The following is a 19,757-nucleotide window of genomic DNA, read 5'->3' on the forward strand; positions in this document are numbered from 1 at the left end:
GTAATTTCAGTTTATTGGTTTATATTTCATAACAACTTGTCATTATAATATACCCATGCAGGTATATTGTCAACCATTAATCTTTAGTAAGGAAAGAGATTTCTATTGGTAAATAATACCATTATATAACTGAATAACGGCCACATAGGAAAAAGTTTAAGTAGTAAGCTAGTAGATTAAATATAAATCCTCAGATTCACTTACGCTTGAACTATGCAGATTCATACTTGCACTTCCAAACAAAGAAATATATAATGAAACCAAATTAATAACTTTCGCTATGACAAAGGCGTAGTACAATTACCCACTGATTTTTAGAGAGCTTGTGGCTGGTGGAAACAAGCATCAAGGTGAATTGGAATTGGACTTTCGAGCTAACTAACAGTTAAAGTGATTCTGCATATGCAGAATAATAAGGGTGGCACCGCGGTTCATTCGTCCCTATTTCAGAGGGATTAATGGGCTTTTTTTAATGACTTTTTTCAAAGGAGATAGAACCATGAAAACTATTTTTTCCGGCATTCAGCCAAGTGGTACTTTAACATTAGGTAACTATCTAGGAGCGATTCAGCAGTTTGTTCAACTTCAAGAGGATCATCACTGTTATTTCTGTATTGTGGATGAGCATGCAATAACCGTACCTCAGGAACGCTTAACATTGCGGAATAATATCCGCTCCCTAGCAGCACTATATTTAGCTTCTGGGATTGATCACAATAAAGCTACACTGTTTGTTCAATCTGAGGTCCCTGCCCATACACAGCTGGGATGGATGCTACAATCTATCAGTTACATGGGAGAACTAGAGCGTATGACTCAATTTAAGGATAAGTCTACTGGAAAAGAAGCTGTCTCATCTGGACTACTCACCTATCCTTCCTTAATGGCAGCAGATATACTGCTGTACAACACAGATATCGTCCCTGTTGGCGATGACCAGAAACAACATTTAGAGTTGACTAGAAATCTGGCTCAACGTTTTAACAATCGTTTTAATGATATCTTTACTGTCCCAGAAGTTCGCATTCCAAAAGTTGGAGCAAGGATTATGTCACTACAAGAGCCGACGAAGAAAATGAGTAAATCCGACTCGAACGAAAAAGGTTTCATCTCTATGCTGGATACACCAAAGAAAATAGAGAAGAAAATCAAAAGTGCAGTAACGGATTCGGAAGGTATTGTGAAGTTTGATAAAGAAAACAAGCCAGGTGTGTCGAACTTGCTAACGATACATGCTATCTGCTCAGGTAAAAGCATTGCCGAATTGGAAGAAGCATATGCTGGAAAGGGATATGGAGATTTCAAACAAGGTGTCGCGGATGCAGTAATCGCTCTGTTGCAGCCTATTCAAGAACGGTACGAGGAATTGCTTCAATCCGAGGAGTTGGATACCATTTTAGATGAAGGTGCCGAAAAAGCATCTTTCCATGCTAATAAGATGGTTGCCAAAGCTAAAAAAGCAATGGGATTAGGCCGTGTGAATAAAAAGAAATAACAAAAACACAAAAGCCAATTGATAATAGGTTATCAATTGGCTTTTTACTATTTCTGCTTTGAAATATTCTCTGTTTGGCCGTTCTCCACTTCCCAAATTTTCTCAAGGAAAGGTTGGCCTTTAATCAACTTCCCACACAGATCTTCATGGGCGTTACTCCACCCTTTTTTTACTCCTGTATACAATGCGCCCCACACTTCATCTTCATCCATAAAGCGAATGTATGGGTATTTCTTGGGATCCCATTCCGTTAGCCAATAACGCAATTCTTCTAAATTGTTTGTGGTGCGAAGCTGATCAAGCCCCATCATCAATAAATGCTTCAATTGCCGCTCTTTTCTCGTCAATCCAAAGACAAGGTCTGGGGACATCGAAAGCATATGGTATTCCTTTTGGTATGCCTTTGAATCAAACTTGTAGGATTGTGGCTTCGTGTTTTTGATCATATCGTAGACAAGCTGTTCCTGTCGTGGAATCAGTCTACTTTTACGAATCGGAATTTCATAGCCAATAGTATCAAAAACCAGGATGTCTGCTCCATCCGAAACAATACAGGCATAGTCCAATACATTACGCTCCTGCCCTTTACGCACATATGCTCTTTTGTAGATGGAATCCAGCAAAGGACGCGGCAAGTCGTGCATATCATTCTCAATATAATGAAACAGTTCTTTTGTTATGTAAAGTAATGGAACCTGATCAAGCAGCTCAATTCCGTCATTTTTCCGCCATTCATGAAAATAACACACATTATAGCCATTCTCTTCGCCTTCAAACCAATTTACCCAAACATCGTGCATATACAACATAAACAACCCTCACTTCTAAAACTGAACTTAGAATACATTATGACCATCATAAAGAAATTTATTCTAAGCCATTGCAAGATTTAAGGGGTGTTTGGGTAACGGTATACAACAAAAGCCATTAAGACTATTCCTAACGGTAGAAAGTAACACTCCATTCTGCCCGAAATAAAGATAAAGTACTCTAACCATGTGATGCCAGCAGGTAAAAAGTTTAAGTACGCGATAATCGTAACCCCACCACTTACCGCTAAACCAAATCCTATTAAAAAAACAAAAATATAGCCCATCTTATCCCCCACCAATACTTGTCCAAGCTTTTATATATGTATATGCTTGTCCATGGGAAACCATGATTTCTTATTATGCAATTGATTGGAGGCGCTGGGACACGAAAGATCTCTCTCTTGCGATGTTCACTCTTTCTTGGCTGATGTTAGTTCCCCCTAGGCCGATGTTCACTTCTTCTTGGCTGATGTTAGTACACTCTCCGACTATGCACTTCTTCTCGACAAAGATTCCTACTTCAGTACTTTACACCTTCCCTCAGAAACAAAAAAACTGACTGATAAGTTCAGTCAGTTTTTCGGATTATTGATATTTTTTAAATACAAGTGCTACGTTATGACCGCCGAATCCTAAAGAGTTACTCATAACTACATCCACATTTTGTTTCCTTGCTTCGTTGGGTACGTAATCCAGGTCACAGTCTGGATCAGGGGTCTCATAATTAATTGTTGCAGGTACGATGCTGTCCGTTATGGATTTGATTGAAATTAATGCTTCAATCCCACCAGCTGCACCTAGTAGGTGCCCAGTCATCGATTTTGTTGAAGAAACCGCAACATGTTTAGAATGATCCCCTAACACTGTTTTAATTGCTTCCGTTTCAAATTTATCATTTAATGCAGTACTTGTACCATGTGCATTAATATAATCTACCTGGTTTGGAGATAGCCCAGCATCGTCAAGAGCCATTTGCATCGCTCTTGCAGCCCCTTCGCCATGTTCGGCAGGTGCTGTAATATGGTAAGCATCCCCTGTTGCGCCATATCCAACAATTTCTCCATAGATGTGGGCACCACGTTCCAATGCTGTTTCAAGTGATTCCAGAATCATAATTCCAGAGCCTTCCCCCATTACAAAGCCATCACGTTCTTTGTCAAATGGACGGCTAGCTTTTTTCGGATCTTCGTTTAACGACAATGCTTTTGCAGAAGAGAACCCAGCAAATGACATATTGGTGATCGGCGCTTCTGTGCCTCCAGCAATAATGTAATCAACGTCCCCACGCTGAACAGCCTTAAATGCGTCACCAATTGAATTGGCTCCTGAAGCACAAGCTGTAACACTACAAGAGTTAATTCCTTTCGCCCCAAGTTGAATGGATACTTGTCCTGCAGCCATATCTGGGATCATCATTGGCACGAAAAATGGACTTACACGTTTTGGTCCTTTTTCAATAAACTTGGAGTGCTGATCTTCCCATGTCGACATGCCACCAATACCAGAACCAATCCAAACCCCTACACGGTGTGCATTGTCTTCATTAATCTCCAATTTGGCATCTTCTACAGCCATCTTGGATGCAGCAACTGCGTACTGAGTGAATGGATCCATCTTTCGAGCATCCTTCTTATCCATGTATGCTGTTGGGTCAAAATCTTTTACCTCTGCTGCAACCTTTGCTTGAAAGTTATCTATATTTACTTTTGTAGCAAGACCAATGCCAGATTTTCCTGCAACGATATTTTCCCACATTGTATCAACAGTGTTTCCTAATGGTGAAATTGCACCAAGTCCAGTAATAACTACTCTTTTTTGTTCCATTGGATAAACCTCCTATACATAACGGTGTCAGTTTTTGTTAACACCTATTTATTTTCCCCAGCGTATAGCAACAGCGCCCCATGTTAAACCACCGCCGAAGCCTACTAAAACTACGATATCATTATCTTTAATTTTACCGTCTTTTGCAGCTTCTGATAAGGCCATTGGAATAGATGCAGCTGAATTATTTCCGTATTTTTTAATGGTCGTTGCCATTCTATCTTCCGAGATTTCTAAACGTTCGCGAGCAGCTTCCATAATACGGATGTTTGCTTGATGTGGAATGAGATAATCGACATCTTCTTTTTTTAGGCCTGCTTTATCAATTACATTCACTGTTGATTCAGGCATTTGACGTACGGCAAATTTATATACCTCTCTACCGTTCATCACTAACATATCTTGTTCGTTTTGATAGAGCTCCTTGCCACCTGCTCCATTTGATCCCAATTCAAAGGAAAGTATCCCTTTACCTTCTGAAACTTCACCAATAACGGCAGCTCCTGCGCCATCTCCGAGTAAAACACAAGTACTACGATCTTCCCAATTCGTAATTTTGGACAGTTTCTCTGCTCCAATTACTAGTATCTTTTTATAAGCGTTTGTTTCAATAAATTGCTTAGCAGTAATCATACCATACATGAATCCAGAACATGCAGCACTTACATCCAGAGCAGCAGCATTTTTCGCTCCTAGTCTTTCCTGGATCATACACGATACTGAAGGGAAAGGAGTATCAGGTGTTACTGTCGCTGTTAGAATAAGATCAATCTCATCCGCCGTTACATCAGCTTCTTCCAATGCTTGCTTCGCTGCATAATAAGCCATGTCAGAAGTATCAATATCATCTTCAGCAAATCGTCTTTCTTCTATCCCAGTTCTTGTTCTAATCCATTCGTCTGTAGTATCCACCAACTTCTCCATGTCTTTATTTGTTACAACTTTGGTTGGTAGATAATGACCTGTACCTAATACACCAACACCCATATATACAACTCCTTAAAATGTAGTTTTATTATCAATTCTTATGACTTGGTACTAATTTTAATGCATTTTTCTCCTTCTTGCAAGTTTACTGCAGCGAAAAAAAGATGAAATAAACGCCAAGAAGCTTCGTATGAAGCAATTTCCAAGCGAAGTTTCCAAGTAATAGAAAAAGTAAAGAAAGGGAATTTGAACGGTAAAAAAACAACCATAATTATTAGTCTGTTTATGTTTATTGTCCATTAGGTAGAAATTCAGTTTCTTTATATTCTCCCACTACCTCAGTTAAGTATTCTTGGTAGTCTTCCGGCACATTTGAACTAAATGGTCCTAGTGAAATCACGTCATCCTGAAAGTCATATGTTTGAATAGAACCTTCTAATTCGCCCTCTTCATATAAATCAGCTGCAAGCATATATAGCTTGTCCACATGCTGAATCGTACTGGTGAGAACGTGCTGACCTCCAATTTCTGATTGGTCTGTTACATAGCCAATGGCAAACAAGTCATCACGAGCTGCCTTCTCCACAATTTCTTTACTAAAAGCATCTCCTGTAGGATAAACTACATCGACACCAGTTTGAATCACCTGTTCATAAATTTCTTCTGCTGTCTCGGTGTCATTCCAATCGTTTACGAAATTCATATTAATTTCCGCTCGAGGGTTCTCATATTTCACACCTTCATAAAACCCTTCGATTTCCGGCTGCCATTCATGAGCAGCAATAATTCCCACATTGTCATTTGAGGTCATTTTGCCAGCCACCATGCCCCCAAAAAAGCCCATCGCATGGGAATCAAAGTTTAGACTTGTAACATTATCACTAACATAACCACCATTGAAATAAACAAAATGTACATCTGGGTAGCTTTCCGCAATATCTACAAAGTACTTCCCGTAAATACTACTGTGGCCAAATATTAGATTTACTCCGTCTTGAACAAACTCCTCTACAGTATTTACTACCTGCTGTTCTGTTGTAATATCTTCTTTATAGAACACATCTACGTCATAAGTGTTTCCAATCTCCAACAGACCTGCGTATCCTTTGCTCCCCCATGCCTGATCATTAATCGAACCATCCAAGAGCATCCCGACATTTTGTATTTCTTGTTCGTTTGAACTGCATCCAGCTAGAGTGAAAACTAGCCCTATAAATAGCACAAGTCTGAATATAAGTCCTCTAGTCATGGGCGCACTCCTATCATAATTAAAGTTTTTACTCGTTTATATTACATGAATCTTTTTTAAAACGTCCATTTATTCTTCCAAAAATTTAAAGATTGCCATATAGATTATCATATTGAATTTTATTTTCTTGATAATGCTGTAACACTTTTTCTACTTTTTGCTCAATAGGTATATTGTCCCGAAGATAGATAGAATTTTCAAGTTTAAGCTTCGGATTTTCTTCAGAACGGAATGACCGAACATAGAGATCCTCCCGGCTTGCAATCCCTTTGGTATTCCAATCCACCAGTTCCCCGATAAAATCTTTTATATAGATTGATTCCTTTTGAAATAAGATAGAATCAAAACGAACATAAGAGTTGTTCCAATACACTCCGTCTTTATCCATTTGCATCCACTCTCCAAATAATATTGGCACGTGAATACAGGTATGTCTTTTACCCTGGTTTTTCGAACTATCTTTGCATAATACATAGGTATGTACCGTGTTAGCAGTTAATTTATCGTTATAGTCGCCCAATATATATGCAATTTTATACTTCTTTTCCGGATTAAAAGGGCCATAGGAACTATTCCTTCCAAAAAATAAAGTAAGCTCATCTGAATCTTGCTCATTCTCTTGCCCGTGAACCTCAAAACCGAGTTCTAAAAGATGTTCTACCATGTGATAACCTAACCAATGATTGCTTGGAGACACTAAATACGTCACAAAAAAACCTCCTTAAGGAAAGCGAATGATAAAGAAATAGCTTTTCATTTAACCATCTATTTGATAAAATATATACAAAATGTACGAACTATGCATAAAAAAATGAGGTGTTAACAATGCGTTACATATGGACAATCGTTTGGGCTTTACTAATTAGTGGAGTGCTATCCTATGTTCTATCCAGTATGGGTGGCGGACAATTTGATTTAACGAGCACCGTTGTATTTGCTGCTATTTTGTCAGTATTTGTATTTCTACTTGGCGAAGTTGCTTTAAAGGCAGATAAAAAATAATTAACAATATTGGAAAGAGTAACCCTTGCCTCATGCAGAATGGGCAAGGGTTTATTTATTTACATTTTAATACCATGGAAGAATACTTAATGCCGTTAGTGCTGCCAATGGCAGGACAAGCCTTCTAAAACGTGGTCTTCCGTATCCGTAACCCGGTCCATACCCATACCCAGGATATCCGCCATAGCCAAAACCATGCCCATAGCCAAATTGGCGGTAGTCATCTGATGATCCATGGTGTTGATAGGTAGGCATTTGTTGTTGTTCATTTGATTCCAGCGGTACAGCAAAGTATACATACTCGTCATCTAGACCAGTAATAATTCCATCTACATTTGTACCGTCAACCATTTCGGCAAGCACATAAGCATGCATATGTTTTTTACATAAGTCGTATATATGGTGTTGATTATGATTCATTTTAACAACCTCCTCACAATCTAGACTATTCAATAGCCCTTGGGTATGTGACTAGGTTAGAACAAAAGCGAAGAGCCCCGTATAAAAGCATAGCAACTGGGACGGAGCAACCGAGATAAAGGAATCAAGGTGAGCTTGCGAACCAATGATAACTTATTGCAGGGCGCTACGGGAAGTTGCCTAGCTTTTGGGGTGAGCTAGAAGAACAAAAGTGAAGAGCCCTTTGTTAGGTTAGCCAACTAAGAACTATTCGTGTTGCATCAACATCGGCATGCCCCGGATCCTCCGGGCATACGTAGCAACTCGACTAATGCAACTGAGATAAGAACTTTAAAGTAAAAAGTATTTCCAAGGAGGAAATGAAAAACATGACTGAACTGTGGACATTAATAAAATATTTAATATTAGGGTTATTTCAAGGATTTACGGAGCCAATTCCCATTTCATCCAGTGGGCACATTGTTATTTTAAAAAATTTATTTGACCTAGAGATTAAAGGATTATCCTTTGAGATTCTCGTCAATTTCGGTTCGCTTATTGCTGTACTATTAATTTTTCGTCACGATATAATTCGACTTGTTAAGAATGGGGTTATCTACATAACCAAGCGTGATGAAAAGGCAAAAGGTGACTTTCAGTTCATCCTCTTCCTGATCATTGCAACGATTCCAACAGGTATCCTAGGACTACTTTTTGAAGATATCATTAGCGAAACGCTTAGTAAGCCAATTGTTGTAGGTTATACGTTACTACTTACTGGTGCTGCTTTATGGGTTATCCGTAATCTGCGAGGACGGAAAAATGATGGTGATATACGGGTCAAAGATGCGCTTATCGTAGGGTTTGCGCAAGCTGTTGCATTAGTTCCAGGAATTAGCCGCTCCGGCGCAACGATTGTAGCAGCAATGCTAGTAGGTATGAAGCAAGAAACAGCACTTCGCTTTTCTTTCTTGCTTTATATTCCTGTAAGCTTAGGTATTACGATGTTATCCTTCACAGATATCATCACTGACCCTAACTTTGATGCAATGGCAATACCATACCTAATTGCGTTTATGGCTTCTATCGTAGCTTCCTTTTACGCGCTAAAATGGTTTATTAACGTAATGGCTAAAGGTAATTTAAAATATTTTGCTTTTTATTGCTTTATTGTTGGTATCTTGGTCATTTTATTTATCTAAACAAAGAACCTGCACCTTCCCTTTCGGGAGAGATGCAGGTTTTTTTATCGATTCCTTTTATTTCTTTTCCCATTGAGGTTCAGAAATTCCGTATCTTCGGAGAACTCGACGTCTTCACGATTTCGTTCAGGCTCTGTATCATACTTTAGGGCATTTCGCTGTCTACCCTTGTCTTTATTTTTATTTTTATTTTCTTCTGACATGCTATAACCTCCTAGAAGCGTTATGAGTTATAGTATGCCCAAAGAGACTTCTATTATCAAACATAGAAATACCCCATATAAGTCACTAAGATAGCGGCCTTATTATGGGGTATATTACTTGAATAGGATCAATCAGGGATTCCCAATGCAATTTTAGCATAGCGGGACATTCTTTCTTTGCCCCAAGGTGGGTTCCATACAATATTGACATTAATGTCTTTCACTTCTGGAATGTCGGATAATGCCGCACGCACATCCTGCTCGATGTGTCCGGCAAGAGGACAACCCATTGCTGTAAGTGTCATTGTTACGGTAGCAAGTCCTTCTTCATTAAGCTCTACATCATATATTAAACCAAGGTTAACAATATCAATGCCCAACTCTGGGTCAATAACATTTTCCAAGGCACCCATCATATTTTCTTTTAATGCTTCGTCCATACCCTTACCTCCTTCTAAAGTTCTATCTATATTTAAACATACTTTTGTAAATTTTTAAATCATAAAGAAAAGCATATAATACCGTTACTAAGTGAAGCCGACTCGACCAACCTACACTTTAAACTATATTCTCCGACCCGGACAGCACCATGTCTTTGCTATCTTACATTTAAACATGCTTATGTAGCCATTTCACTGCTTCCAAAGTAGCATAGCGGCTAACTTTATGGCCTCGATTTTCTTCTCTTACAAAGTGGATATCCTCTTGATTCACATACTGTTCCTTAACGTCCTGATAAAAATTGTAGGAATGACCAAAAGGCACTGCAGGATCGTTAACACCATGCCAAAAGAATAATGGACGTTGGTTTAATTTCTCTGGTTGTTTGGATAAGTCGTATTGCTCAAGCTGTTGATAAAGCTGGTTAATGGTTTCATCCGTAACAGGTAGATTACCTTTTTCCTTTAATCCTTCAATAAGGGTCCTGGCGAAAATACTTAGCTTGGGTGAACCCATTAATACAGCTGCCGTTTTGATCCAAGGATACTGGGTTAATGCAGCTGACGTGGTAATTCCCCCCATGCTTGTTCCAGCAATCCCTATTCGGCCATTTAAAATAAGATTCCTCTCATCCAAAACATCCTTGATCATACCTAATTCTTTAACATTTTTCATCACGACATCCCAAAAAGACACCATTCTTTGCATAGAATTAACACCCTGCTCACGACTACCATGGTACATACTATCAGGCAAAATTACACGGTAACCATTTTCTGCAAGCATATAGGCTATGGGAAGATTATGTTCCTTGGCGCTAGTGAATCCATGAAAAAAGACGACCGTTGGCAAGGCTTCCGTTTTTTTTGCTGTGTCTGCTATAATTAGGGAAGGTATTTCATTAAGCTTTTCTTCAATTATTCCGATCATCTTACCATGTCTCCTTAATTTGTTTAATAATTATATATTTTACGCCCACAAATACAACGATTGCAACTAATGGACTCACCTAACCCTTTACAGATAAGAAAATCACTTATAAACTAATGACAGATGAGGTGAAATAATTGGAAAATAAAAGACATTTAATAGCATTAGATCTAGACGGAACCCTACTAACAGACAAAAAAGAAATTAGCTCCCAGACAAAACAAACCGTATTAACTGCGATGGAAGAAGGTCATATCGTGGTGATTTCCACTGGAAGACCACACCGTGCAAGTATTTCCTACTACCACGAGCTAGGGCTTGATACCCCAATGGTTAATTTTAATGGAGCTTTGATTCACCACCCAACAGATTCCAAATGGGACGCATTACATAGCCCTATGCCTATCCGAACCGCGCATAAAATTATCGATGCCTGTTATGATCTGGATGTACATAATATTTTGGCAGAGGTAAAAGACGATGTATATCTTGATAGTTATAACAAAGATATTATCGACATTTTCCAATCGTCAAAGAACGATTCTCCTTTTACAATTGGAAACCTTCAACAAAATTTAACAGAGGATCCTACCTCTTTGCTGATCCATCCAAAGGAAACTCATATAAAAGAACTTAGAAGTCATTTAGATGACTACCATGCAGAGTTAATTGAACACCGTAAATGGGGAGCTCCATGGAATATCATTGAGATTGTAAAAAAAGGTATGAATAAAGCAGTTGGGTTGCAAAAAATAGCGCATTATTATGATATTCCACAAGAGAGAGTAATTGCTTTTGGGGATGAAGATAATGACCTGGAAATGATTGAATATGCTGGAGTAGGTGTCGCAATGGGTAATGCCATTGATGAACTTAAAAACATCGCCAACCATGTAACAACAACAAATGAAAACGAAGGAATTGGCGACTTCTTGAAGAACTATTTAAAGCTTGAGGTAAAATCGGTTTAAATTTCCTTCTATATTAATTGCAATAAGAACCATACTACTTAGTGAACGTTATATACAACGTTCACTTTTTTACTTCCTGAACAAGCTATGTATTACAATGTTTTTCTTAGGAGGAGTTACCATGGGAAAACGGAGTAAATCAAAGCGATTCAGCCACCAGAGCGCTGATTCTGTAAAAAAACATGCTGAACGATTTCCGTACCGATCTACTTTTTCCGATGCGGAAAGAAAGCAAGAAGAAGCAGACAATCACACTGTAGGAGGGTTTTAAATTGGAAAACAACCTATTTCAACAAGCTAAAGATGCTGTTGCCAATATGATGAACATGCAAGGTAATTCTACAACTGCTCAAGATCAACAGGCTGCACAAAATGCTATCCAAGCTGCATATAATGAAGCGAGTCCTGAGGAAAAGCAGCAACTTCAGCAATTGGAGAACCAATTAAAACAGCATAATCAATTACAGTAACCTCTGTTTTTTGTGAAGGTAATCCCCGATTCATTTGTTGATGAAAAGGATTTACTTTAAGCAAACTTCCCACCGGGACACGGGATACTTCACCTCACAGCATTAGGCAGACTGCCTTCCACTAGGGCAGTCTGCTTTCTTCTTTTTTATCTGGGCAGTTTCTGCTAAAATATAGCTAAGTATGATGATTAAGGAGGAATTTTGATGAGTATACGTGCAGAGGCAACACCCAATCCCAATGCATTAAAATTTACGACGGATAAATTAATTTTTGAAGGAACGAGCAGTATTTCCGTAATGCCTGGTAATAAAAGTGAACATGCAATTCTTAACGACTTAATGGAGCTTGAAGGGGTCGACAATGTTTTCGGCTATCAAAACTTTATTACAGTAAACAAGAAGTTTGATGCAGAGTGGGACACCTTAACACCAGAAGTTACAAAAGTAATTGAAAAACATGGTTATTAATTATTAATATACATAAAGAGGCCAGTGTCCGCACTGACCTCTTTTTTACGTTTTAGTACCAACATACATCCTGTCTATTGAAACACTCAACAGATCTTTTTTACTTCGATTTCAGATCTATTGGTACATAATTCGGGTTAACTTCTTCCCCTGACTGGTCTTTCCCGTAAAATTTGACTATAGGGGCCTGATCACCTGATACTGCATCCTCTGGCACTTGCAAAAATAATTCAAAAGGACTCACCCCATGGGGGTTTGATTCTAATTCAACTTTTGCTTCACTAATCAGGACCATATCCCCTTGCTTCAACTGATAATATAAATCACTACCTGCAAGTGCGGCTTCTCCCGTTATCGTTGCTTGCAGCGCATCATCTACTTCCACCTCTACATTACGAATACTAACGGAAGCATCAGCACCCTGGCCTCCTTCGTTATTCTCGGCACTCTCATTCGTCGGCTGTTCATTACTGCAACCTACTAGTAGAAGGACTAGGGCAATTATGATACTTTTTTTCATCTCGATTACTCCTGTCTAATCTTTTCTGAAGAAACCAAAGATTCCTGTGGTTTGTACAATATTAGTAAACGCATTTGGGTCTACTTCGTTAATAATCCGTTCAAGGTCATATAATTCATATCTAGTTACCACAAGATACATCATGCTTTTATCTGATTTCGTATAGGCGCCTTTTGCAGGTAGAATCGTAATTCCACGAACCATGGTTTTATGAATTTCCCTTTGCAATTCATCCGCCTTATGCGTAATGATCATAGCTGTTACTTTTTCATGACGTGTATGGATTGCATCAATCACTCGTGTCGTAACATATAATGTTAAAAGCGTATAAAGCGCGTTTTCTGGTTCGTATAAAATACCTGCCAGTGCAATAATGACCGCATTAAGTGCTAGGAAGTATGTGCCAATAGGTCGATCCTTCATTCGGGAAAGAACCATTGCAACAATATCCATACCCCCAGTGGACGCACCAACTTTTAATGTCATCCCTACACCCGTACCAGCGATCACACCACCAAATACAGCATTTAAAATAATATCTTCAGAAAATCCGATAATCGGTATGAATTCTAGGAATACAGAGGTGAATAGTACGGATATCACGCTATAAACTGTAAAACCTTTCCCAACTTTAAACCAACCTAGTATCGCAACTGGTACGTTAAAGAGTAATAGCAGAATACCTGTACTTACACCAATATTAAGAAAATCATTAAACACACTGGAAACAAGCTGTGCAGCTCCAGTAAATCCGCTAGCATAAACATTTGCTCCAATTAAGAAGAAATTTAGGGAAATGGCATTTAACAAAGCCCCACAAATCACAATAATAATACGTCTTGCTTCAAAAATAAACATGCCTAACCTCCTTCAAGCTTATTACCTTCGTGGAAGGGATAACGTTTTCGTTGTAACTTTGTTTTGACTATCATGATGACTAGCTATAAACTAGAAGAAATAATGATAGAAATGCAGGTGATACAATGTTGGTAAAAATTCTTGCTGATTCAGCAACAGATTTGTCAATGAACCATTATAACGAATTTGACATTGAAATGGTACCATTAACTGTTCATTTGGATGAGAAAGAATACAAAGACAATGTTGAAATTCAGCCAAAAACTGTTTATGACGCCATGCGCCAAGGAAAAAGCCCAAAAACTTCTCAGGTTTCTCCAGAGACATTCCATAATTTATTTACGACCTATGCTGAGAAAAACGAGCCACTGGTATATTTGGCATTCTCCTCAGAGCTTTCAGGTACATATCAAACAGCCAAAATGATGCTACAAGAAGTAAAGGAAACCTATCCTGATGCCCCCATCGATGTGGTGGACACAAAATGCGCTTCTATTGGTTACGGCCTTGTAGTTCTCTATGCTGCCAAGGCTGCCAAAAATGGGGCCAGCGCAGAAGACATTATTCAATCTGCACAATACCATGCAACCCATATGGAACATATTTTTACTGTAGATGACCTGGAATATTTATACCGCGGCGGACGGGTTAGTAAAACTGCTGCATTTGTCGGTTCCCTATTAAAAATCAAACCAATCCTTCATGTTGAAAATGGAAAACTTGTACCATTAGAAAAAATCAGGGGATCGAAAAAGCTGTTTAACCGCATGCTCGATATTATGGAGGCACGCGGAACAGACTTTTCGAATCAACTTATCGGCATAAGCCATGGTGATGACCTCGAAAGAGCTGAACAACTTTCCAGCCTAATTCAAGAAAGATTTGGAACAGTCAAAGAAGACATTGTGATCGAAATGGTTGGGTCCGTAATAGGCGCTCATTCAGGTCCAGGAACGATCGCACTATTCTTTTTAAATTCTTCTCCTAAATGATAATGAAGGTCTGATTCGGTCAGGCCTTTTTTTATTTTCACCTTCGTCCCCTAGCTTCCTACTTCCATTTAGAAAAAATGTGGCTATCTATAATAACAACATAGCCTAAAATATTTATATAATACTTGCATAACAAACTTCTGCTTATTTACCGTAAAGCCAGTTCGTCAACATTTCCACATGAAAACCTCCTATTCCTCATATAGTGTAAAACAGAGTGGACAACATTACGGAGGAGTGACAAAATGCTGATGAATACATTGGTCGCTAGCTATAAAACTGATCGAAGCCATGCACCTGATTCCATTCATGCTTTGCTAGACTATTACCAGATGAAATATATTTCCCAAGAGATTGACCTTCTAGTTTATAAAGAAATCTATCGCTTTCTTAATAAAGAAGGCGCTGTGTCTTCTCATGATCAATTCCATAGGGTGTAAGTAAACTAACGTATTCGAGCTATTGTGAATACGTCTTTTTTTCCATTCCTTTATTGCTTAGAGACTAAACAGTAACAAGCCAAGTTCTCCTTCCATGGTTTGTTTAAATACTTTCGGGGAAGATAGTTAATACCAAACATGGTTGAAGGAGGAATTATTGAAATGGGAATGGAAAAAAAGAATGGTAAGGAAACACCACCGGCGCAACACCAGACTAAACAGCCGGGAATTGAATCGAAAATGAACCCAGAACCAGAGTATATCCGTGAGAATTATCAGGGAAGCAATAAACTTAAGCATAAGGTAGCCCTTATTACAGGTGGAGATAGTGGGATTGGACGAGCAGTAAGCCTACATTTTGCTAAAGAAGGCGCAGATGTTGCGATTATTTATTTAGATGAACATGAGGATGCAGAAGAAACAAAACGATTAGTAGAACAAGCAGGAAGAAAATGCTTGCTTATCAGTGGGGACATTGGCAATCAATCATTTTGTGAAGCTGCAGTAACGGAGACGATGGAGAAATTTAAGAAGATCGACATCTTAGTTAATAATGCAGCTGAACAACACCCCCAAGCGAGCTTTATGGACATCACGAGCGAACAACTGGAAAAGACATTTCGCACGAACATTTTCAGTATGTTCTATCTCACAAAGGCTGTATTACCTAACTTAAAAGAAGGTAGTTCTATTATAAATACTTCTTCTATTACAGCATATCAGGGAAGTAAAGACCTGATTGATTATTCTGCAACAAAAGGAGCCATTACTTCCTTTACACGCTCCCTTTCTAGTGCACTTGCAGATCAAGGGGTTCGCGTCAATGGTGTAGCGCCAGGACCAATCTGGACACCACTTATCCCTTCTACCTTCACAGAAGAAAAAGTAGATAATTTTGGTGGCCAGACCCCTATGAAAAGGCCTGGACAGCCGCAGGAACTGGCACCTGCCTATGTTTATTTAGCCTCAGAGGATTCCAGTTATGTCAGTGGTCAAATGCTTCACGTCAACGGTGGTACCGTTCTGAATGGATAAAACATGTTAAATGAGAAACACCCTTTAAGTCAGACTTTTTATTAGACTGTGCTTAAAGGGTGTTTATTTAGACGCTTTTTCTTTTTTGCTTTCTGCTAAGTATTACTATTCCTACTATAAATACGATAAATACAGCTACGACAAAGCCGATAAACAACCAATTATAACCCGTATCCTCTTGGACGATATACACCTCAGCACTCTCTCTAGAAAGTCCTACCTTAAATCCGCCATCATCTCCTACACGCACTGTATCATCATGGAGATAACCTCTTAGCTGCTTGTCCTGATTAATGTCTGTTAATGTTATAGCCTCTGTCTCTTCCCCATTATTAATCGCAATATAAGCAGTTTGATTATCATAACTCCTTTTAAAAATACTCATTGCACCACTCGACCCAACCAACTCAAAGTCACCATGGGAAAATACAGGGAATTGCTTTTTCAGTGACGAGATACGGTTATGAAACTCCGTTAAGTCAGGATCCCCGCTATTAAACTTCACCATTTCCTGAACTTCTTCAGTACTTGACCCATACATAGGTAATTCAGATCCCTGAAATAGCGATGGTGTGCCTGGTGTCATATACATATATGTTAGAACAAGCGACCAAGTCGTTAAGGCATTTCGCCCATTTTCCGAAAATACCTGTGTAAAACGTTTGGTTGATTGATCATCTACGTAGACGAGTCCAATATCGCTTCCCTCTTGCTGTTCATATATATCATCTACTGCATTTCCAGGTTCAGAAAAAGTTGATACAATCGCAGCTCTTAACGAAGGATCATCCCATTTCTGTATACCTGTGCCTTGTGGCAGATCTGCGGTTGCTATATCGTTGTTTAGTACATCACCTAGTAAGTAAATATTTTCATCAATTTCTTTCATTGCTTTCGTAAATTTTTCTAGGAAATTTTGGGATGCTTGATCAGCAGCGTGTAGCTTTAAGCCATCTATTCCTGTTTCATTAACCCAGAAACTTGCTGCATCAATAAGCATCTCCTCTACCTTAGGGTTTTCCTGATTAAGCGAGACAACATTATCTCCCCATGGTGTGTCAGGAGCCTGGTCGTCTTCTATCCAATCCTGTTTCTCAGGATCTTGTACAAGAGGATGGCTTGTTGCTACATAATTCGTGACATACTCCATTACAACCTTAATGTCTCTTTCATGTGCCTCTGATACTAGCTTCTGAATATCTTCCATCGTTCCAAATTGGGAATCAACAGCATAAAAATCCTCCACCCAATAGCCATGATATCCATCTGGTGCGTTTTCCATTAATGGAGATAATACAAGCGTTGTATAACCCAATTCTTCATATGTATCCAATTTATCGATTATCCCCTGTATGTCTCCTCCCTGATATGCATGAGGATCTTCTCGTCTAACCTGCTCATCATTATCGGCATCTCCGTTATTATAACGATCAACTAGAATCGAATATATAATTTCCCCATCCAACTCCCGATCCACCTTATCAGCTGATATCGAGATAGGGGAGCCGATCGATAGAACAACCATACCCAACAACAAACCTATAATTTTTTTCATATTATTACTTCCTCCAACATAGCTTTTCTCTTGTCCTATTATTCGCTATTTAAGCAAATAGTCAATGCTTGACTCCTGATTGTTAAAAATAATTCATGAATGAAGGATGGAAAGTGAACAGCGATTGTATAGGATTCGCCTATTCACAATTCACCCTTCTATATGATGAATGCAAAAAAAATCGCCTAAAACCTAAGCATTTTAAGGTTTAAAGACGATTCTATAATTTGAGTCGTGAAAAATGTTAACGGCCATCGTTTACTCACTCTGAAGCATTTGTTTTTCCTTCTTAACGAGTGGTCTCCCTTTCCCCGTGATCATTTTTGCTCCTGATGCGATAAGCATAATGATTCCGAGAATGAGTAAAAGTGTAAACAGGTCATGGTAAGCACCAAGTATGGCAGATTTTTTAAAGCCCACTTCCAACTGCCTGGACGAATCTTCCGCGTTTAAATTCCCTTTAATTTCTTGATAATGGATTGTGTTCTGTCTAAGCAAGAGCCAGCCAATAAATGGTGAAAGCGTCGCACCTATAAAATTGCGAATAGAGTGCAATGTAGCAGACCGATGGGATGCTTTATGGATATCGCCTGCTAAAGCCGTTCCCAAAGCCCCTGATACAAGAACCATACTTACTCCACATCCAAGACATGCGATTTGAAAATATAAGAATGGCAGAGAAATGTCTGTCCCAATCACTCGCCATTGGAAGCTCACATATATCACCACAAGAGATCCTAAAATTCCTAAAACCCCCGCCCCGAATTTATCAAAGAGCAACGTTTTAAGAATAGCACTTCCTATAATGCCAACAAGGAACCAAAAATAAAAATAAGTTAGATTCAAGTATGAAAGATCCATATTATTACGCAGAAAACCATTGATACCAGCAATAGCAATGATTAGAGAAGAATGGGAAACGACAGCCATGATTGTTCCGGAGACAGGCTTTGCAGACTTTAATGATCGAAAAGGAACCAATGGTGTTTCTGCTTTTAGGTCGACATAAATAAACAGGCCTAGCAATAAGATTGCGATACTAAGAAATGGCCATACGTAAATGGATGAAAATCCGCTATGAGTCAAATTACATAATGGCACTGCGAGCGCCAGAATGGTGGAACAAAGCAGCACTACTGCTCTTTTATCCAATGGGCTTTGTTCCTGCGCTTGCTCTTCTTGTCTCGGTAATCGAAAATAACCAATGATGAAGCATAGCAGGGATGCAATGACATTTAGTAAAAACAGCCATCTCCATGCATCTGTGTACAAAGATAACGAACCGCATAGTGCTCCGAGAGCGCTAGCACCGAATAATCCAGTGATAATCATAAATAGAAATAGGTTTCTTATTTTATTCGGAAACGATCGTAAACTAACTGGTAGGATTGTTAAAAATAAAATCCCTGATCCAATTCCCTGAATTACCCGACCTATACTCAACGTCACAATTCCTGTAGACATCATATCAATAACCGAACCACATAAGAATACTAGAGTGAACAGTAGATAATTTTTACGTAGCCCTAATTTTCTGGTAAGAGCAGGACCTAGTGGTACACCGAGTGCAAATGCCAGGTTTGACAAAATGGAGGGTAAAAGTAAATGATCTGAACTTATGTGGAGACCACTTTGAATTACTCCCTGATTTAAAACATAAGAAAGATTAGAAAAATACTGCGCTCCTATTGCGAATATCGTAAGGAAAGAGATAACCAAATATTGAGGTATCGCAGTTTTACCTTTCACTGATTTTACTGTATGAATCTGTTGACTCATCTATTTTCCTCCCATGAATTACAAGAAACATTGATTCCTAGTAAATTAATTTGTATTAAGCAAGTTGTATTATACAATAAATGAGTCAAAAAAAATATAGATTAACCAACTTTTCTTCATCCTACCCAACGAAAGGTATATTTGTCAGAATAATAAAGAAGCATGATTATTCGCTCTTGAACAAT

The 19,757-nt window shown here is 38.7% G+C and carries 24 protein-coding genes and 1 other annotated feature; of the genes, 10 read left to right on the forward strand and 14 right to left on the reverse strand.

Translation table 11 applies throughout. The annotated features are described in order from the left end of the window. Positions 1-271 precede the first annotated feature (271 nt). Positions 272-446, forward strand: a binding site (T-box leader). 53 nt (positions 447-499) lie between these two features. Next, positions 500-1,495: a tryptophan--tRNA ligase gene (gene trpS, locus ACTWPF_RS13070; RefSeq protein WP_106896306.1), complete on the forward strand. Its 996-nt coding sequence runs from the start codon at positions 500-502 to the stop codon at positions 1,493-1,495. A gap of 47 nt (positions 1,496-1,542) precedes the next feature. On the opposite strand, the gene ACTWPF_RS13075 is transcribed toward trpS, so the two are convergent. The 6 genes from ACTWPF_RS13075 to ACTWPF_RS13100 all read right to left on the reverse strand — a co-directional run bounded on the left by ACTWPF_RS13075 (position 1,543) and on the right by ACTWPF_RS13100 (position 7,016). Beyond that, complete coding sequence (locus ACTWPF_RS13075; protein WP_036573917.1) at positions 1,543-2,304, reverse strand: YjbA family protein; 762 nt, start codon at positions 2,302-2,304, stop codon at positions 1,543-1,545. 80 nt (positions 2,305-2,384) lie between these two features. Then, complete coding sequence (locus ACTWPF_RS13080; protein WP_106896305.1) at positions 2,385-2,591, reverse strand: hypothetical protein; 207 nt, start codon at positions 2,589-2,591, stop codon at positions 2,385-2,387. Between the two features lie 301 nt (positions 2,592-2,892). Then, entirely contained in the window at positions 2,893-4,131 is a 1,239-nt protein-coding gene (fabF, locus tag ACTWPF_RS13085; protein WP_238018536.1) for a beta-ketoacyl-ACP synthase II, read from the reverse strand. Between the two features lie 48 nt (positions 4,132-4,179). Next, a complete protein-coding gene (locus ACTWPF_RS13090; protein WP_238018537.1) occupies positions 4,180-5,118 on the reverse strand; it encodes a beta-ketoacyl-ACP synthase III in 939 nt (312 codons plus the stop codon). A 229-nt stretch (positions 5,119-5,347) separates the two neighbouring features. Continuing rightward, on the reverse strand, positions 5,348-6,307 hold the full coding sequence (locus ACTWPF_RS13095) for a BMP family ABC transporter substrate-binding protein (RefSeq protein ID WP_443149382.1): 960 nt from the start codon (positions 6,305-6,307) through the stop codon (positions 5,348-5,350). A gap of 85 nt (positions 6,308-6,392) precedes the next feature. Beyond that, positions 6,393-7,016, reverse strand: a complete 624-nt coding sequence (locus tag ACTWPF_RS13100; RefSeq protein WP_443149383.1) for a hypothetical protein — start codon at positions 7,014-7,016, stop codon at positions 6,393-6,395. A gap of 116 nt (positions 7,017-7,132) precedes the next feature. Between ACTWPF_RS13100 and ACTWPF_RS13105 the strand changes: the two genes are divergently transcribed. Next, on the forward strand, positions 7,133-7,309 hold the full coding sequence (locus tag ACTWPF_RS13105; protein WP_081779360.1) for a YjzD family protein: 177 nt from the start codon (positions 7,133-7,135) through the stop codon (positions 7,307-7,309). A gap of 66 nt (positions 7,310-7,375) precedes the next feature. Here the strand turns inward: ACTWPF_RS13105 and ACTWPF_RS13110 are convergent, their stop codons facing one another. Further along, a complete protein-coding gene (locus ACTWPF_RS13110) occupies positions 7,376-7,729 on the reverse strand; it encodes a hypothetical protein (protein WP_106896300.1) in 354 nt (117 codons plus the stop codon). 368 nt (positions 7,730-8,097) lie between these two features. Here ACTWPF_RS13110 and ACTWPF_RS13115 point away from each other — a divergent pair, with 368 nt between their 5' ends. Next, positions 8,098-8,910 carry an undecaprenyl-diphosphate phosphatase gene (locus ACTWPF_RS13115; protein ID WP_159033226.1) on the forward strand — a complete coding sequence of 271 codons (813 nt, stop codon included), beginning with the start codon at positions 8,098-8,100 and terminating at the stop codon, positions 8,908-8,910. A 44-nt stretch (positions 8,911-8,954) separates the two neighbouring features. Here ACTWPF_RS13115 and ACTWPF_RS13120 read toward each other — a convergent pair whose 3' ends face one another. The 3 genes from ACTWPF_RS13120 to yjfP all read right to left on the reverse strand — a co-directional run bounded on the left by ACTWPF_RS13120 (position 8,955) and on the right by yjfP (position 10,484). Further along, a complete protein-coding gene (locus ACTWPF_RS13120; RefSeq protein WP_182858817.1) occupies positions 8,955-9,113 on the reverse strand; it encodes a hypothetical protein in 159 nt (52 codons plus the stop codon). 128 nt (positions 9,114-9,241) lie between these two features. Then, positions 9,242-9,553, reverse strand: a complete 312-nt coding sequence (locus ACTWPF_RS13125) for a metal-sulfur cluster assembly factor (protein ID WP_036573941.1) — start codon at positions 9,551-9,553, stop codon at positions 9,242-9,244. A 169-nt stretch (positions 9,554-9,722) separates the two neighbouring features. After that, positions 9,723-10,484, reverse strand: coding sequence for an esterase (gene yjfP, locus ACTWPF_RS13130; RefSeq protein WP_443149384.1), 762 nt, complete (start codon positions 10,482-10,484; stop codon positions 9,723-9,725). 137 nt (positions 10,485-10,621) lie between these two features. On the opposite strand from yjfP, the gene ACTWPF_RS13135 reads away from it, so the two are divergent. The 4 genes from ACTWPF_RS13135 to ACTWPF_RS13150 all read left to right on the forward strand — a co-directional run bounded on the left by ACTWPF_RS13135 (position 10,622) and on the right by ACTWPF_RS13150 (position 12,393). After that, a complete protein-coding gene (locus ACTWPF_RS13135) occupies positions 10,622-11,455 on the forward strand; it encodes a Cof-type HAD-IIB family hydrolase (RefSeq protein WP_443149385.1) in 834 nt (277 codons plus the stop codon). A 121-nt stretch (positions 11,456-11,576) separates the two neighbouring features. Then, positions 11,577-11,726: a hypothetical protein gene (locus ACTWPF_RS13140; RefSeq protein WP_182858816.1), complete on the forward strand. Its 150-nt coding sequence runs from the start codon at positions 11,577-11,579 to the stop codon at positions 11,724-11,726. 1 nt (position 11,727) lies between these two features. Further along, complete coding sequence (locus tag ACTWPF_RS13145) at positions 11,728-11,925, forward strand: DUF3813 family protein (RefSeq protein WP_036573951.1); 198 nt, start codon at positions 11,728-11,730, stop codon at positions 11,923-11,925. 204 nt (positions 11,926-12,129) lie between these two features. Further along, on the forward strand, positions 12,130-12,393 hold the full coding sequence (locus ACTWPF_RS13150) for a NifU N-terminal domain-containing protein (protein ID WP_036573954.1): 264 nt from the start codon (positions 12,130-12,132) through the stop codon (positions 12,391-12,393). 100 nt (positions 12,394-12,493) lie between these two features. On the opposite strand, the gene ACTWPF_RS13155 is transcribed toward ACTWPF_RS13150, so the two are convergent. Further along, on the reverse strand, positions 12,494-12,913 hold the full coding sequence (locus ACTWPF_RS13155; protein WP_238018544.1) for a hypothetical protein: 420 nt from the start codon (positions 12,911-12,913) through the stop codon (positions 12,494-12,496). A gap of 15 nt (positions 12,914-12,928) precedes the next feature. Further along, on the reverse strand, positions 12,929-13,771 hold the full coding sequence (locus tag ACTWPF_RS13160) for a YitT family protein (RefSeq protein WP_036573959.1): 843 nt from the start codon (positions 13,769-13,771) through the stop codon (positions 12,929-12,931). A gap of 125 nt (positions 13,772-13,896) precedes the next feature. Here ACTWPF_RS13160 and ACTWPF_RS13165 point away from each other — a divergent pair, with 125 nt between their 5' ends. From ACTWPF_RS13165 to ACTWPF_RS13175, 3 genes are all read left to right on the forward strand, one after another. Continuing rightward, on the forward strand, positions 13,897-14,763 hold the full coding sequence (locus ACTWPF_RS13165; RefSeq protein ID WP_443149386.1) for a DegV family protein: 867 nt from the start codon (positions 13,897-13,899) through the stop codon (positions 14,761-14,763). Between the two features lie 245 nt (positions 14,764-15,008). Then, a complete protein-coding gene (yppF, locus tag ACTWPF_RS13170) occupies positions 15,009-15,203 on the forward strand; it encodes a YppF family protein (RefSeq protein ID WP_106896294.1) in 195 nt (64 codons plus the stop codon). A gap of 162 nt (positions 15,204-15,365) precedes the next feature. After that, positions 15,366-16,238 (forward strand): SDR family oxidoreductase, encoded by an 873-nt coding sequence (locus tag ACTWPF_RS13175; protein ID WP_443149387.1) that lies wholly within the window; start codon positions 15,366-15,368, stop codon positions 16,236-16,238. A gap of 67 nt (positions 16,239-16,305) precedes the next feature. Here the strand turns inward: ACTWPF_RS13175 and ACTWPF_RS13180 are convergent, their stop codons facing one another. Next, positions 16,306-17,793, reverse strand: a complete 1,488-nt coding sequence (locus tag ACTWPF_RS13180) for an alpha-amylase family glycosyl hydrolase (RefSeq protein WP_443149388.1) — start codon at positions 17,791-17,793, stop codon at positions 16,306-16,308. Positions 17,794-18,051: 258 nt separating this feature from the next. Beyond that, positions 18,052-19,572: an MFS transporter gene (locus ACTWPF_RS13185; RefSeq protein ID WP_443149389.1), complete on the reverse strand. Its 1,521-nt coding sequence runs from the start codon at positions 19,570-19,572 to the stop codon at positions 18,052-18,054. Positions 19,573-19,757: the final 185 nt, after the last annotated feature.

The sequence above is a fragment of the Oceanobacillus sp. M65 genome (genome assembly GCF_052246275.1).
GTDB lineage: Bacteria > Bacillota > Bacilli > Bacillales > Amphibacillaceae > Oceanobacillus_B > Oceanobacillus_B jordanicus.

Bases quoted from the DNA above. Each gene is read 5' to 3' on its own strand.
- trpS (WP_106896306.1), top strand. From the start codon at position 500: ATGAAAACTATTTTTTCCGGCATTCAGCCAAGTGGTACTTTAACATTA.
- ACTWPF_RS13075 (WP_036573917.1), bottom strand. From the start codon at position 2,304: ATGTTGTATATGCACGATGTTTGGGTAAATTGGTTTGAAGGCGAAGAG.
- ACTWPF_RS13080 (WP_106896305.1), bottom strand. From the start codon at position 2,591: ATGGGCTATATTTTTGTTTTTTTAATAGGATTTGGTTTAGCGGTAAGT.
- fabF (WP_238018536.1), bottom strand. From the start codon at position 4,131: ATGGAACAAAAAAGAGTAGTTATTACTGGACTTGGTGCAATTTCACCA.
- ACTWPF_RS13090 (WP_238018537.1), bottom strand. From the start codon at position 5,118: ATGGGTGTTGGTGTATTAGGTACAGGTCATTATCTACCAACCAAAGTT.
- ACTWPF_RS13095 (WP_443149382.1), bottom strand. From the start codon at position 6,307: ATGACTAGAGGACTTATATTCAGACTTGTGCTATTTATAGGGCTAGTT.
- ACTWPF_RS13105 (WP_081779360.1), top strand. From the start codon at position 7,133: ATGCGTTACATATGGACAATCGTTTGGGCTTTACTAATTAGTGGAGTG.
- ACTWPF_RS13110 (WP_106896300.1), bottom strand. From the start codon at position 7,729: ATGAATCATAATCAACACCATATATACGACTTATGTAAAAAACATATG.
- ACTWPF_RS13115 (WP_159033226.1), top strand. From the start codon at position 8,098: ATGACTGAACTGTGGACATTAATAAAATATTTAATATTAGGGTTATTT.
- ACTWPF_RS13120 (WP_182858817.1), bottom strand. From the start codon at position 9,113: ATGTCAGAAGAAAATAAAAATAAAAATAAAGACAAGGGTAGACAGCGA.
- ACTWPF_RS13125 (WP_036573941.1), bottom strand. From the start codon at position 9,553: ATGGACGAAGCATTAAAAGAAAATATGATGGGTGCCTTGGAAAATGTT.
- yjfP (WP_443149384.1), bottom strand. From the start codon at position 10,484: ATGATCGGAATAATTGAAGAAAAGCTTAATGAAATACCTTCCCTAATT.
- ACTWPF_RS13140 (WP_182858816.1), top strand. From the start codon at position 11,577: ATGGGAAAACGGAGTAAATCAAAGCGATTCAGCCACCAGAGCGCTGAT.
- ACTWPF_RS13150 (WP_036573954.1), top strand. From the start codon at position 12,130: ATGAGTATACGTGCAGAGGCAACACCCAATCCCAATGCATTAAAATTT.
- ACTWPF_RS13155 (WP_238018544.1), bottom strand. From the start codon at position 12,913: ATGAAAAAAAGTATCATAATTGCCCTAGTCCTTCTACTAGTAGGTTGC.
- ACTWPF_RS13160 (WP_036573959.1), bottom strand. From the start codon at position 13,771: ATGTTTATTTTTGAAGCAAGACGTATTATTATTGTGATTTGTGGGGCT.
- ACTWPF_RS13165 (WP_443149386.1), top strand. From the start codon at position 13,897: ATGTTGGTAAAAATTCTTGCTGATTCAGCAACAGATTTGTCAATGAAC.
- yppF (WP_106896294.1), top strand. From the start codon at position 15,009: ATGCTGATGAATACATTGGTCGCTAGCTATAAAACTGATCGAAGCCAT.
- ACTWPF_RS13175 (WP_443149387.1), top strand. From the start codon at position 15,366: ATGGGAATGGAAAAAAAGAATGGTAAGGAAACACCACCGGCGCAACAC.
- ACTWPF_RS13180 (WP_443149388.1), bottom strand. From the start codon at position 17,793: ATGAAAAAAATTATAGGTTTGTTGTTGGGTATGGTTGTTCTATCGATC.
- ACTWPF_RS13185 (WP_443149389.1), bottom strand. From the start codon at position 19,572: ATGAGTCAACAGATTCATACAGTAAAATCAGTGAAAGGTAAAACTGCG.